General features: G+C 63.6%; 15 protein-coding genes. 2 read left to right on the top strand and 13 right to left on the bottom strand.

Going from position 1 to position 12,398, the window contains the following annotated elements:
* Positions 1 to 3: 3 nt before the first annotated feature.
* The 7 genes from G4G28_RS04920 to G4G28_RS04895 all read right to left on the bottom strand — a co-directional run bounded on the left by G4G28_RS04920 (position 4) and on the right by G4G28_RS04895 (position 6,046).
* Positions 4 to 861, bottom strand: coding sequence for a cytochrome c oxidase subunit 3 (locus tag G4G28_RS04920; protein WP_182991075.1), 858 nt, complete (start codon positions 859 to 861; stop codon positions 4 to 6).
* A gap of 106 nt (positions 862 to 967) precedes the next feature.
* Positions 968 to 1,210: a DUF2970 domain-containing protein gene (locus tag G4G28_RS04915; protein ID WP_182991074.1), complete on the bottom strand. Its 243-nt coding sequence runs from the start codon at positions 1,208 to 1,210 to the stop codon at positions 968 to 970.
* Positions 1,210 to 1,764 carry a cytochrome c oxidase assembly protein gene (locus G4G28_RS04910; protein WP_182991073.1) on the bottom strand — a complete coding sequence of 185 codons (555 nt, stop codon included), beginning with the start codon at positions 1,762 to 1,764 and terminating at the stop codon, positions 1,210 to 1,212. Before G4G28_RS04910 ends, G4G28_RS04915 begins: the two co-directional genes overlap by 1 nt.
* A 24-nt stretch (positions 1,765 to 1,788) precedes the next feature.
* On the bottom strand, positions 1,789 to 1,905 hold the full coding sequence (locus G4G28_RS24880) for a cytochrome oxidase small assembly protein (protein ID WP_210283283.1): 117 nt from the start codon (positions 1,903 to 1,905) through the stop codon (positions 1,789 to 1,791).
* On the bottom strand, positions 1,905 to 3,524 hold the full coding sequence (gene ctaD / locus G4G28_RS04905) for a cytochrome c oxidase subunit I (protein WP_182991072.1): 1,620 nt from the start codon (positions 3,522 to 3,524) through the stop codon (positions 1,905 to 1,907). The genes G4G28_RS24880 and ctaD overlap by 1 nt, the downstream gene beginning before the upstream one ends.
* Positions 3,525 to 3,544: 20 nt before the next feature.
* Entirely contained in the window at positions 3,545 to 4,732 is a 1,188-nt protein-coding gene (gene coxB / locus G4G28_RS04900; protein ID WP_182991071.1) for a cytochrome c oxidase subunit II, read from the bottom strand.
* A gap of 411 nt (positions 4,733 to 5,143) precedes the next feature.
* Complete coding sequence (locus tag G4G28_RS04895; protein ID WP_182991070.1) at positions 5,144 to 6,046, bottom strand: methyltransferase domain-containing protein; 903 nt, start codon at positions 6,044 to 6,046, stop codon at positions 5,144 to 5,146.
* Positions 6,047 to 6,555: 509 nt separating this feature from the next.
* Here G4G28_RS04895 and G4G28_RS27960 point away from each other — a divergent pair.
* Together G4G28_RS27960 and trmL are read left to right on the top strand one after the other, a co-directional pair.
* Complete coding sequence (locus tag G4G28_RS27960) at positions 6,556 to 6,909, top strand: phosphoribosyltransferase family protein (protein ID WP_308601796.1); 354 nt, start codon at positions 6,556 to 6,558, stop codon at positions 6,907 to 6,909.
* 72 nt (positions 6,910 to 6,981) lie between these two features.
* Complete coding sequence (trmL, locus tag G4G28_RS04885) at positions 6,982 to 7,452, top strand: tRNA (uridine(34)/cytosine(34)/5-carboxymethylaminomethyluridine(34)-2'-O)-methyltransferase TrmL (RefSeq protein ID WP_182991068.1); 471 nt, start codon at positions 6,982 to 6,984, stop codon at positions 7,450 to 7,452.
* A 516-nt stretch (positions 7,453 to 7,968) separates the two neighbouring features.
* Here the strand turns inward: trmL and G4G28_RS04880 are convergent.
* From G4G28_RS04880 to G4G28_RS04855, 6 genes are all read right to left on the bottom strand, one after another.
* On the bottom strand, positions 7,969 to 8,508 hold the full coding sequence (locus G4G28_RS04880; protein WP_182991067.1) for an RNA polymerase sigma factor: 540 nt from the start codon (positions 8,506 to 8,508) through the stop codon (positions 7,969 to 7,971).
* A complete protein-coding gene (locus G4G28_RS04875; RefSeq protein ID WP_182991066.1) occupies positions 8,505 to 8,939 on the bottom strand; it encodes a DUF2892 domain-containing protein in 435 nt (144 codons plus the stop codon). The genes G4G28_RS04880 and G4G28_RS04875 overlap by 4 nt, the downstream gene beginning before the upstream one ends.
* Positions 8,940 to 9,068: 129 nt before the next feature.
* Positions 9,069 to 9,830: an alpha/beta hydrolase gene (locus tag G4G28_RS04870; RefSeq protein ID WP_202033731.1), complete on the bottom strand. Its 762-nt coding sequence runs from the start codon at positions 9,828 to 9,830 to the stop codon at positions 9,069 to 9,071.
* Between the two features lie 22 nt (positions 9,831 to 9,852).
* Positions 9,853 to 10,548: a YjjG family noncanonical pyrimidine nucleotidase gene (locus G4G28_RS04865; RefSeq protein WP_182991064.1), complete on the bottom strand. Its 696-nt coding sequence runs from the start codon at positions 10,546 to 10,548 to the stop codon at positions 9,853 to 9,855.
* 12 nt (positions 10,549 to 10,560) lie between these two features.
* Positions 10,561 to 11,034 (bottom strand): adenylyltransferase/cytidyltransferase family protein, encoded by a 474-nt coding sequence (locus tag G4G28_RS04860; RefSeq protein WP_182991063.1) that lies wholly within the window; start codon positions 11,032 to 11,034, stop codon positions 10,561 to 10,563.
* A 20-nt stretch (positions 11,035 to 11,054) separates the two neighbouring features.
* Positions 11,055 to 12,242, bottom strand: coding sequence for a PilT/PilU family type 4a pilus ATPase (locus G4G28_RS04855; protein WP_182991062.1), 1,188 nt, complete (start codon positions 12,240 to 12,242; stop codon positions 11,055 to 11,057).
* Positions 12,243 to 12,398: the final 156 nt, after the last annotated feature.

Below are 12,398 nucleotides of genomic sequence, written 5' to 3'. Positions count from 1 at the left end.
AGCTTACAACCAGTACACCACCACGTACAGCCCAAGCCACACCACGTCGACGAAGTGCCAGTACCAGGCGGCGCCTTCGAAGCCGAAGTGGTTATCGGCCGTGAAATGCCCGCGCAGTACGCGGTACAGGATCACCGACAGCATGATCGCGCCCAGGGTCACGTGGAAGCCGTGGAAGCCGGTCAGCATGAAGAAGGTCGAGCCGTAGATGCCCGAGGTCAGCTTCAGGTTCAGTTCCGAATAGGCGTGCATGTATTCGTAGGCCTGGAAGCCCATGAAGATGGCGCCGAGCAGGATGGTGGCGAACAGGAACACGGCGGTATTGCGGCGGTGGCCGGCGCGCAGCGCGTGGTGGGCGATGGTCAGGGTCACGCCCGAGGTCAGCAGCAACAGGGTGTTGATGGTCGGGATCGGGAACGGGCCCATGGTATTGAAGCTCTCGACCACGCCGGCAGGACCGGTATTGCCCCAGTTGGCGGCGAAGTCGGGCCACAGGACCTTGTGGTCGAGGTCGGCCAGCCAGGGCATGGTGATCGAGCGGGCATAGAACAGCGCGCCGAAGAAGGCGGCGAAGAACATCACTTCCGAGAAGATGAACCAGCTCATCGACCAGCGGTAGGACGAATCGATGCGGTGGCTGTACTGGCCCGATTCCGACTCGCCGATGGCGTCGCCGAACCAGTAATACAGCACCACCAGCATGGCAGCGATGCCGGCGAGGCAGACCGCCGGGCCCCACGCGGCACTGTTGACCCAGCCGGAAGCGCCGACCATGGTGACCAGCATCGAGATGCCGCCGGCCATCGGCCACATGGAAGGGCCGGGCACGAAATAGTGCGGCGCGGTTTTTGACACACTCATCTTCATCTCCTAGATCAATCTTCTAATGCGTTGAATTTGTGGCTGCTGCAAAAAACCCTTGAATCTGACTCTGTTACTGCGCTGTTACTGCGCTGTTACTGCGCTGTTACTGCGATACCGCGAAGCGCACCAGCATCAGCAGCACGCCGATGAAGATCGCCACCCCGAGCAGCGCCGCGACGATCACGTGCAGCGGGTTCAGGTTGGCCGCGTCGTGCTCGTAGTCGCGGCGCTTGCGCACCCCGAAGAAGGACCAGAACACGGCTTTCATCGAGGCCGCGAACGAGGCCTGCCTCTTTCCCGGCGCATCGCCCTTCCGGCCGCCCTGCCCCGGCTCCTGCCCTTCCATCAGTTCGCCGCCACCGCGCCGGCGATCTCGAAGAAGGTGTACGACAGGGTGATGTTCTTCACCTCCCTGGGCAGCTTCGGATCGATGAAGAATACCACCGGCATCTGGCGCGCCTCGTTCGGCTTCATGAGCTGCTCGCGGAAGCAGAAGCACTCGACCTTCTTGAAGTGCGGCGTCGCCGACTGCGGCGCGTAGCTCGGAATCGCCTGGGCTTTCACGCTGCGCGCCTGGGTGTTCACGACTTCGTAGACCACGGTCGCCAGTTCGCCCGGATGCACCTGGATGCTGCGCTGGGTCGGGCGGAAGCGCCACGGCCCCTGGGCGTTGCCGTCGAGCTCCACCGTGATCGTGCGCGTCTTGTCGACTTGCGTGTTCGCCGGGCGCTCCACGGTGCCGTCCTGCTGGGTCAGCACGTTGATGCCGAGCTCCTCGCAGATCTGGCGGTAGACCGGCACCAGCGCATAGCCGAAGCCAAACATCCCCAGCGCCACCACCACCAGCTTGACCAGGGTGGAGCGGTTCAGGCGCAGGCGCTGGCTCGGGGTGTAACTCATGGTGCGTGGCTCATGCTGCGTGGCTCATGCGATCAGGCGCTGGACGATCACCGCCGCGAAGAAGAAGGCGGCGATCGCGGCCAGCACCAGCGCCGTGCGCCGATTGCTCTTGCGTTGCACGGACTTGCGCGAATCGTTCATTACTTCACCAGCGGCGGGTTCTCGAAGGTGTGGAACGGCGCCGGGCTCGGCACGGTCCACTCCAGGCCTTCCGCGCCTTCCCACGGCTTGGCCGAAGCCTTCTCGCCGCCGCGGATGGTCGGCAGCACGACGAAGAACAGGAAGTACACCTGCGACAGGCCGAAACCGAAGGCGCCGATCGTGGCGATCATGTTGAAGTCGGTGAACTGGGTCGAGTAGTCGGCGTAACGGCGCGGCATGCCCGACAGCCCGAGGAAGTGCATCGGGAAGAAGGTGACGTTGAACGTGATCAGCGAAGCCCAGAAGTGGATCTTGCCGCGCAGTTCAGGGTACATGTGGCCGGTCCACTTCGGACCCCAGTAGTAGAAGCCCGCGAACAGCGCGAACAGCGAGCCCGCCACCAGCACGTAGTGGAAGTGCGCCACCACGTAATAGGTGTCGTGGACGATGATGTCGATCGGGGTCACGGCCAGGATCAGGCCGGTGAAGCCGCCCATCGTGAACACGAAGATGAAGCCGACCGCGAACAGCATCGGGGTCTCGAAGGTCATCGAGCCCTTCCACATCGTGGCAACCCAGTTGAACACCTTCACGCCGGTCGGCACCGCGATCAGCATGGTCGCATACATGAAGAACAGCTGCGAGGTGACCGGCATGCCGGTGGTGAACATGTGGTGGGCCCAGACGATGAACGACAGCACGGCAATCGAGGCGGTCGCATAGACCATCGAGGCGTAGCCGAACAGCGGCTTGCGGGCAAAGGCCGGGATGATCTGCGAGACGATGCCGAAGGCCGGCAGGATCATGATGTAGACCTCGGGGTGGCCGAAGAACCAGAAGATGTGCTGGTACATGACCGGGTCGCCGCCGCCGGCGGCATTGAAGAACGAGGTGCCGAAGTGGCGGTCGGTCAGGGTCATGGTGATCGCACCAGCCAGGACCGGCATCACGGCGATCAGCAGGAAGGCGGTGATCAGCCAGGTCCAGCAGAACATCGGCATCTTCATCAGGGTCATGCCGGGTGCGCGCATGTTCAGGATGGTGACGATGATGTTAATCGAGCCCATGATCGACGAGGCGCCCATGATGTGCATCGCGAAGATCGCCATGTCCATGCCCGGGCCCATCTGGGTCGACAGCGGCGCGTACAGGGTCCAGCCGGCGGCGGTGGCGCCGCCCGGCGAGAAGAAGGACCCGGCCAGCAGCAGCGCCGCCGGCGGCAGCAGCCAGAACGAGAAGTTGTTCATGCGCGCGAAGGCCATGTCGGACGCGCCCACCTGCAGCGGGATCATCCAGTTGGCGAAGCCCACAAAAGCCGGCATGATCGCGCCGAACACCATCACCAGGCCGTGCATGGTGGTGAGCTGGTTGAAGAACTCGGGACGGAAGAACTGCAGGCCAGGCTGGAACAGCTCGCTGCGGATCATCAGCGCCAGCACACCGCCCGAGAGCAGCATGATGAACGAGAACCACAGGTACAGGGTACCGATGTCCTTGTGGTTGGTGGCGAACAGCCAGCGGCGGGCGCCGGTCGGCATGTGGTGGTCGTGATCGTGGTCATGCGCGTGATCATGGCCGTGATGGTCGTCGTGTGGGTGGTCGATAATGCTGGTAGTCATGTCAGTATCCCGGGTACTTGTTACTTGCTACGCGCAGCCATGATCTCGGCCGGTTGAACGATGTTTTCCGCGGCCTTGTTCGACCAGGTGTTGCGGGTATAGGTGATCACGGCGGCGATCTCGGTGTCCGACAGTTGCTTCCAGGCCGGCATGGCCGTGCCGTAGCGCGGGGTGTCCTGGCCATTGAGCAGCACGGCGATCTGGTGGCCCTTCTCGCCGTTCACGACTTCCGAACCGTCCAGCGGCGCGAAGGCATTCGGCACGCCCTTGCCGTTGGCCTGGTGGCAGGCCACGCAATTGGCGGCGTACACCTGCTCGCCCCTGGTTTTCAGTTCGTCGATGGTCCAGACCTTGTTCGGATCGTCCGCCAGCGCAGCCATTTCCTTCTTCTTGGTGTTGACCCAGGCAGTATAGTCCTCGCTTGATACGACACGCACGACGATCGGCATGAAGGCGTGGTCCTTGCCGCACAGCTCGACGCAGTTGCCGCGGTAGACGCCGATCTTGTCGGCCTTGAACCAGCCATCGCGCACGAAACCGGGAATCGCATCCTGCTTCATGCCGAAGGCGGGAATGGTCCAGGCGTGGATGACGTCGTTGGCGGTGAGCACCATGCGCACCTTCTTGCCGACCGGGACGACCACTTCGTTGTCGACTTCGATCAGGTAGTTTTCGCCGCGCGCTTCGGTGGCGGGGGTGCCGGGCGCGCCGATCTGGGTACGCGGGGTGGCCAGGTTCGACAGGAAGCTGATGCCTTCTCCTTCGCCCTTGAGGTAGTCGTAGCCCCATTTCCACTGCATGCCGGTGGCCTTGATGGTCAAATCGGCGTTGGAGGTGTCCTTCAGTGCGATGACGGTCTTGGTGGCAGGCAGGGCCATGCCGATGACGATCAGGAAAGGAACGACGGTCCAGGCGATTTCGACGGCGGTCGATTCGTGGAAGGTGGCCGGTTTGTGGCCGAGGGATTTGCGGTGCTTGAACACCGAATAGAACATGACGCCGAAGACGCCGATGAAGATGACCAGGCAAACCAGCATCATCCAGTTATGCAGGTTATAGATGTCTGCGCCGACCGCAGTCACCTGAGGCTGCATGTTCAACTGGTGTTCTACCGGCCGTCCCGTGATCTCCGGGGCTGCCAGCGCCGGGATGCTGGTCGCTACCGCGAGACCGAGCACCATGGCGTGAAGTCGCTTTGCATATGTCATGTTGTCCCCAACCACCCAAAATAAGAATATTTTTAAACGGTCAGCAATTCCATGAACGAACCGCCGCCGCTCCGAAACCAAGTGCAAGTTCCAAGTCCCGGCGGCGCGGCGTGGACGTGCATAGTACGAAACCTTGCAACGTCCACCAGCAACTGCAAACACACTGGCGGGCGCGAAACTTGCTGATGCTGCTTTTCAATTTTCTAAATGCCGCCCTGTTTTGCCCGCTTTTTCAGCGTTTCTGGCTCATAGGGCGAAAAAATAGTCATTGATTATACTCAAATGGCTAATTTTTATTCAAGGAAAATCCTTGTTCTGGGCAACTGTTGTGGTGCGTGCGGGAACAGGATGCCCACGGCACGCGCTCGTTCCCACACGGCGACGATCGGCACCGGGCGGGGGCCAGCCGGTCTACGGCTTACGTGGCTGGAAGCGCACGATCGATTCGCCCGACGCCGTGCTCTTCGGCACCGGCCGGAAGGCGTGGCCGTAGATGACTTCGAAGCTCAGGTCAATCTTGCCGTCGGCGCCGCGCCCGGCCTCGAGCGCGTCGCGCATGCGGCCCCATGCGGCGCGGCCGACCAGCCCGCGCCGGCGCGTCGCCAGCGGATTGCCGCCGACCGCGCGCACGTCGGCCAGCAGCGCGTCCACCGTGCCGTAGGTGACGGTGATGCGCTCGGCGTCCATGACCGGCGTCGAGAAGCCCGCTTCGATCAGCTGGTCGCCGAAATCGTGCATGTCGACAAAAGGCAGCGTGTGAGGGGTTTCGTCCATTTCAGCAAAGGCGGCGCGCAGCTCCTTGAAGGTATCGGGTCCGAAATTGGAGAACATCAGCAAGCCGTCCACGCGCAGGGTGCGGCGCCACTCGGAGAAGACGCGGTCGGGTTGCGGATGCCAGTGCAGTGCCAGGTTCGACCAGACCAGGTCGAGCGAGTTCGGCCCGAATGGCAGGGCACCGAAGTCGCCGCAAACCAGGTCGACGCCGGCCTTGGCGGGCATCAAGCGGCTGAGCATCTGGTTCAGCGAACGCATGCCCGAGCCTGCCTGCGGTGCGGCCGCCCGCGCCGCCGCCAGCATGGCGGGCGACGCATCCAGGCCGACGATATGGGCAGCCGGGTAACGCTTTTGCAGGAGTTCCAGGTCGGGCCCGGCGCCGCAACCGGCATCGAGCACGCGCTGGGGCACGATTTTCACCAGGCTCAGGCGCTCGTGCATGCGTTCGGCAATCTCGCGGCGCAGGAAGTCGCCTGGCGCCACGCGCCCAGGTTCCGCGAACAGCGCACGCACGCGCGACGCGTCAATCGGCGCACTCATTTTGGAGGGAGACTGGGGAGAAGCCATGGTCTTGAAGCTTTGAAATGAGATAATGGCGGGAGTGTACATGTTTGTGGGGAGTCGAGCCGATGGCCGGGCAAGCAGGTCTGTGGAGGGGCCGCTGGCCGCACAATGCCTGGTCTGGCCTGGGGAAAACCTTGTTGTCCTCGCTGCTGCCCTGCTCCTGCGCGCTGTGCGGCGAGCGCGCCGACGAGGTCGTCTGCACGCCCTGCACCGCACGCTATGCCACGCGGGGAGCCGCGTCCCCGGCGCGCTGCGCGTGCTGCGCCAACCCGCTCGGCACGGCAGACGACGGGGGCAGTGTGGCGCCTGCCTGGCGGACCCGCCGGCTTTCGATGCCACCCTCGCCGCCTGCGACTACGAAGCGCCGCTCGACGGCCTGGTGCTGGCGCTGAAGTTCGGCGCGCGCCTGCCGCTCGCACCCTGGTTCGGCCAGCGCTTGTCCGGGGCTGTGCTGGCCCGGCCCGGCTGGCCCTGCCAGACGTGCTGTGCCCGGTACCCCGGGGCCCGGCCGCCTGGTCGAACGCGGCTACAACCAGGCGCTCGAGATCGCCCGGCCGCTGGCACGCGGGCTCGGCATCGCGCTGGCACCGCGCCTGCTCACGCGGGTCGTCGTCGACGGCGGCGGCAGTCCGGCGTCGCGCCGCGCGAACGGGCACGCAACATCCGGGCGCGTTCGCCGTCACGCCCGGGATGGCGCACTGGTATCCGGCCGCCACATCGGCGTTGTCGACGACGTCATGACCAGCGGCCACACGCTGAACGAAGTAGCGGCCACCTTGAAGGCCGCCGGCGCGGCGCGCGTGTCGAACCTGGTGTTCGCGCGCACGCCGCCGCATTGATGCCGCCGCATTGATGCCACCGCATCGATGTCACCGCATCGATGCGCCATCTTGTCAACGAAGGAGAATTGCTTGTTTCACGTCGTCCTGGTCGAACCAGAAATTCCGCCCAACACGGGCAACGTCATCCGCCTGTGCGCCAATACCGGCGTGCAGCTGCACCTGATCGAACCGCTCGGTTTTCCGCTCGATGATGCCAAGATGCGGCGCGCGGGCCTCGATTACCACGACTACGCGACGATGAAGGTGCACAAGCACTGGGATGCTTTTCTGGCGGACGCCCAACCCGACCCGGCACGCATGTTCGCGCTCACGACCCATGGCTCATCGCCCTTCGCGGACGCGGCCTTCCGGCCGGGCGACGTCTTCGTGTTCGGTGCCGAATCGCGCGGCCTCGACCCCGCCCTGCGCGAAAGCTTCCCGCCCGCCCAGCGCATCCGCCTGCCGATGATGCCGGACAACCGCAGCCTGAACCTGTCCAATACGGTGGCGGTGGTGGTGTATGAGGCGTGGCGCCAGAACGGGTATGCGGGCGGGGCCTGAAAGCACGAGTCCGATGGCAATCCCACCGCTACTTCGCGCCCCTTCCCCCGTCCTGCTGCTCGTTGGTCTGGCTGCTTATCTCGCAAGCTTGTCGCTTCCTGCTTTTACCTGCGGGCAAGGTGAGGCCTCCTGGGGTATCAGGTCCTGATAATGGGCGGGCTAGTCCTTGATCCGCGCTGGTTCGCCAATCTCGGCGTCCTGTTGATCATCGAAGGTGCTTGGGCCCGTCGGTCCCTGACCAAATTGCATACAGTCATCGCTCGGGTAGCGATCGTGCTTGCCTTGCTGTGCCTGGTGCTCCCTGCTGGTGGATGTGGGAGTGGAGACAGCTTTGCTCTGTCTCGCGGACTTGCCATCGGCGGATACTTGTGGGTAGCAGGGACAATCCTCATCTGCGTGCATCGACACTATCGCAGGCAATAAACTCCGGTTCCAGCAGGCAGCCGACATGCGGAAGATCTCACTACTGGAAGACGCTCCTGGGCTGAGGATATTGCTTTAAAACCGGTCGTCCCCTCATTGGCGCACAGCCGTATAGCCGCTCGCTAGCAGGCGCTCGCGCATCATGGCGCGGGCGCGGTGCAAGCGGCTTTTGACGGCAGGCACGGAAATCCGCAGCGTCTCGGCGACTTCCGGCGCCGTCAATTCATCGACATCACGCAAGATCAGCACCTCGCGGTACGCCGGCGGCAGGGCCGCCATCGCACAGGCGAGGTCGCGCCGGAGGGCATCGTTTGAAACCGGTTGCTCCAGGGAGTTGCACATCGATTCGGTGAGCTCCTCGGTCTTTCCTCGAATACGCAGCAAGCGGTAGCACTCGCGCTCGATGATGTTGAACATCCATCCGGCCAGGGCGGCAATGACCCGAATGGCGCCAATATTGCGCTGCAAGTTCCATAAGGCTACCTGTACCGCGTCGTCCGCGTCTTCGCTGGTGGCGCAGGAGCGCCGCGCGAAGCGGCGCAAATCCGGCTGGGACAGCGCCAACAGCTTCTCGATCGCCGCGGCGTCTCCGCTACAGGCTGCTTCGACAAGGGGTAGGTCGAACTGGATCATGTGCGCTTGTTTCCGATCGTTTGCACCAGGCCGATCAGCCAGCACATGGGACAACCGCGCAGCAGCAGCACGGCTCCCAGGATGAGTGGCACTACGTGCAAAGGCTGGCTCGAACCTGGATGGATGGCAAGCGCGATCAGCGCCAGCGCGCCTCCTCCCCGCAATAGGTGCATCCCGACCGACGTGCTGCAAAACATGGCTCCCTCCTTAATAGATGTGAACAGGGGATCGACCTGCAGTGTGCGTCCGGCCATGGCACACATCGGGCAAAAACCGATGAAGCCGGTGCATGCGGCGATCACGCCGGCACCGATGGCGGACCATGTCATCCAGCCGTGCTGGGCGAAAAGCAGCCCGAAGCAGATCAGGCAGAAGCCAATGGCAACACGGATGGCACGCTCGATACCGGGGAGGTTCTTCTGGAAAAACATTGTCGACTCCTTTTGTAGGTCAGAAAAAGTGCTTCTGCTCCTAAGTGGCGGACGACAAGCAAAAGGATTCAACCAATGCGAAAAAAAAGCTGCGCTGGCGGAAAATGTCGGTGCAATGGAACGCGGGCTCTATTTCGCCCACTTCAACGACTCAACATACGCGCTGGCATCCGAGATCGTGTTATGCCCGCTTCCTTCGATGACCGTCATGCTCGCCACGCCGGGGGCGAACCGCGTCAGCAGACGCCGCGTGCTGGCGGCGGGAATGATCTCGTCGTGGTCGGCCGCCAGCAGCAGGGTAGGCGCGGTCACGCGCGGCGCATGGCGCCAGGATTCGTATTTATCCTGCAGCAGCGAGCGCACCGGAAACCAGGAAAACCGGTCCGCGGCGAGCCCCTGCAGGCTGTCGTAGGGCGTGACCAGCACCAGCCTGGACAAGGGCCGCGCCGCCGCGACCTGTACGGCAATGCCGCTGCCCAGGCTGCGGCCGATCACGACGACATCGCCATGCTGGGCATGGACGCGGTCGAACAGCGCCAGCGCGTCCGCCACCAGCGCTTTCTCGGTCGGCTTGCCGGTGCTGCCCGCATAGCCGCGGTAATGCATCAGGTAAAGGGCGCGGTCGGGAAAGACGCTGTCCAGCTGAGGCAGGCTCATCGTCACATCTTCGGCGTTGCCGCCAAAATAAATGAGGGCCCTGGTTCCCTGCAGCGGCCGCTCCGACACCCTGACCCGCGCGCCGGTCACCTCCAGCGTGGACGTCTTCGGCGCCGGCACCGCCGCGCCCTGCGGCGGGAAGTAAATCAGGGAACGCTGGAACGCGAACAGGGCCACGCAGGCCAGGGCATAAAGAACGCCGAGCAGCAGCAGGAAATGGAAGATTCGTTGCATGGGCGCTCTTCTCATGGGTGGTTCAGGCGAGGCTGCGTAGCGCCGGCACGACCTCGTCCAGATGCGCCACGACGCAGCTTGGCACGGCCTGCGTGTCGTTAAGCTGGCCGCCCGGATTGAACCAGCAGCTGGCGATCCCGAAGCGGTTGGCGCCGAGGATGTCGGCGTCCAGGCGGTCGCCGACGATCACCGTTTCAGGCGGCGAAAAGTGGCGCGCCATGCCCACTGTGTAGTCGAAGAAACGGCTGTCCGGCTTGGCATGGCCGCAGGCCTCCGAAGTGGCGACGAAGGACACGTGCGCGTGCAGGCTGGACGCGGCCACCCGCTGGTGCTGGATGTGCTCGATGCCGTTGGTGATGATGCCCACTTCGCCGATGGCCGCCAGGCTCGCGCACAGTTCGGCCGCGCCCTCGATCAGGACCACCGTGTTCGCCAGCGCATCGAGGTATAGCGCGCTCGCGGCCTCGGGGTCGAGATCGAGCCTGCTGTCGGTGAAGGTACGGCGAAAGCGTTCCACCTTCAGGAAATCCTTGGAGACCGTGCCCGCCTCGAAGGCCTTCCACAGCGCGATGTTGATGGCCTGGTAGCGCGCGAACAATTCCGCCGGAACGGCATCCAGGCCAAGTCCAGCCATCGTCCGTTCGAACGACAGCCGCTCCGACGCCTTGAAGTCGAGCAGCGTGTCGTCGAGGTCGAACAGGAACAGGCGGTGTCGCATCAAGCGGCCCCGTCAGCCGCGAATGCGCGCCACCAGCTTCGTCGTCGAGCGGTCGTGCTCGAAATCGATCGCTACCGCCCGCCCGCCATAGGCCAGCACCGCCTGCCCTTCGGGAATGGCCGTCATGTCGTAATCGCCGCCCTTGGCATAGATCTCCGGACGCGCTTCGAGCACGGTTTCCAGGGCCGTGTCCTCGTCGAATTCGACCACGAGGCTCACCGATTCCAGCGCGGCCAGCACCGCCATGCGATCGTGCAGGGTGTTCAGGGGCCGGTCGTCGCCCTTGCCCAGGCGTTTTACGGAGGCGTCGGTATTGGCGGCGACGACCAGCGAGGCACCCAGTTCGCGCGCCTGCGCCAGGTAAGTGACGTGGCCGCGGTGCAGGATGTCGAAGACGCCGTTGGTCAGGACGACGGGTTTCGGCAGTGCGGCAACGCGCGCCTCGAGCTCGGCGCGCGAGCAGATCTTGTTCTCGAAATGGGGCATAAGGTTCGGCTTGGGACCGGTCAGGTCGGATTGGCAGGGTCTTGTGGTTCTTCTTCGAGCATCATCGACAGGCCCGGGCCTTTTGCACTCGTGCCCGTATCGGCCTCGCGGCGGTCGCCGGAGAGCTTGATCTGCAGGCGCAGGCCGTTGGCCGAGTCGGCGTTGCGGATCGCCTCGTCATACGTGATGTCGCCCTTGTTGTAGAGCTCGTACAGCGCCTGGTCGAAGGTGCACATGCCCAGTTCGCGCGACTTCTGCATGATTTCCTTGATGCTATGGAAATTCCCCTTCAGGATCATCTCGCTGATGGTCGGGGTGTTGAGCAGGATTTCGATGGCAGCCTTGCGGCCAAGGCCGTCCGCGGTGCGCACCAGGCGCTGCGAGACGATCGCGCGCAGGTTCGCCGACAGGTCCATCAGCAACTGGTTGCGCCGCTCTTCCGGGAAGAAGTTGATGATGCGGTCCATTGTCTGGTTGGCATTGTTCGCGTGCAGCGTGCCGAGGCACAGGTGGCCGGTTTCGGCAAAGGCAATCGCGTGCTCCATCGTCTCGGTGTCGCGGATCTCGCCGATCAGGATCACGTCCGGCGCCTGGCGCAGCGTGTTCTTCAGCGCGTTGTGCCAGGAATGGGTGTCGACGCCGACTTCGCGGTGCGTCACCAGGCAGTTCTTGTTCTTGTGCACGTACTCGACAGGGTCTTCCACCGTGATGATGTGGCCGGCCGAGTTGCTGTTGCGGTAGTCGATCATCGCCGCCAGCGTGGTCGACTTGCCGGACCCCGTGCCGCCGACGACCAGCACCAGGCCGCGCTTGGTCATGACGACGTCCTTCAATACCTCGGGCAGCTCGAGCTTCTCGAAGTTCGGAATTTCCGAGGCGATCGTGCGCACCACCATGCCGACGCTCTGCTGCTGCACGAATACATTCACGCGAAAACGGCAGACGTTCGGCAGCGAGATCGCGAAATTGCACTCCATTTCGGCTTCGAACTCGGCGCGCTGGCGTTCGTTCATCAGCGACAGCGCAAGCGCACGCGTGACTTCGCCCGTCAGGCGCTGCTGGCTCATCGGTTTCATCGCGCCCTGGTGCTTCATGCTGGGCGGAAAGTCGGCAGAGATGAAGAGGTCGGAGCCGCCCTGCTGGTGCATGACGGTGAGCAGTTTATGGATATAGGCCTGGGCATCGGCCGGACCGAAGGGGGTAGACATGCTTACCTTTCTGAACGTCTTTCTGTACTGCGTGTACAACGTCGGGCAATATTCGCCCGCCCGGCAATTATATCGACTAAGATTCCCCGTGAAGTTTCTCGTTAAAATACACTTTCCAAAACGACCACGCCGGCGCGCTGCAGCTTCCTTGCGGCA

It is taken from the genome of Massilia sp. Dwa41.01b, from assembly GCF_014171775.1.
Taxonomy (GTDB): Bacteria; Pseudomonadota; Gammaproteobacteria; order Burkholderiales; family Burkholderiaceae_D; genus Telluria.
This window is presented reverse-complemented; position numbering and strand designations above follow the sequence as displayed.

What these genes read in the sequence shown, in the direction of transcription:
- coxB (WP_182991071.1), bottom strand. Translation starts at nt 4,732, where the DNA reads ATGACATATGCAAAGCGACTTCACGCCATGGTGCTCGGTCTCGCGGTA.
- G4G28_RS24880 (WP_210283283.1), bottom strand. Translation starts at nt 1,905, where the DNA reads ATGAACGATTCGCGCAAGTCCGTGCAACGCAAGAGCAATCGGCGCACG.
- G4G28_RS04855 (WP_182991062.1), bottom strand. Translation starts at nt 12,242, where the DNA reads ATGTCTACCCCCTTCGGTCCGGCCGATGCCCAGGCCTATATCCATAAA.
- G4G28_RS04870 (WP_202033731.1), bottom strand. Translation starts at nt 9,830, where the DNA reads ATGCAACGAATCTTCCATTTCCTGCTGCTGCTCGGCGTTCTTTATGCC.
- G4G28_RS04915 (WP_182991074.1), bottom strand. Translation starts at nt 1,210, where the DNA reads ATGGAAGGGCAGGAGCCGGGGCAGGGCGGCCGGAAGGGCGATGCGCCG.
- G4G28_RS04920 (WP_182991075.1), bottom strand. Translation starts at nt 861, where the DNA reads ATGAGTGTGTCAAAAACCGCGCCGCACTATTTCGTGCCCGGCCCTTCC.
- G4G28_RS04860 (WP_182991063.1), bottom strand. Translation starts at nt 11,034, where the DNA reads ATGCCCCATTTCGAGAACAAGATCTGCTCGCGCGCCGAGCTCGAGGCG.
- ctaD (WP_182991072.1), bottom strand. Translation starts at nt 3,524, where the DNA reads ATGACTACCAGCATTATCGACCACCCACACGACGACCATCACGGCCAT.
- G4G28_RS04865 (WP_182991064.1), bottom strand. Translation starts at nt 10,548, where the DNA reads ATGCGACACCGCCTGTTCCTGTTCGACCTCGACGACACGCTGCTCGAC.
- G4G28_RS04875 (WP_182991066.1), bottom strand. Translation starts at nt 8,939, where the DNA reads ATGTTTTTCCAGAAGAACCTCCCCGGTATCGAGCGTGCCATCCGTGTT.
- G4G28_RS04910 (WP_182991073.1), bottom strand. Translation starts at nt 1,764, where the DNA reads ATGAGTTACACCCCGAGCCAGCGCCTGCGCCTGAACCGCTCCACCCTG.
- G4G28_RS04880 (WP_182991067.1), bottom strand. Translation starts at nt 8,508, where the DNA reads ATGATCCAGTTCGACCTACCCCTTGTCGAAGCAGCCTGTAGCGGAGAC.
- G4G28_RS04895 (WP_182991070.1), bottom strand. Translation starts at nt 6,046, where the DNA reads ATGAGTGCGCCGATTGACGCGTCGCGCGTGCGTGCGCTGTTCGCGGAA.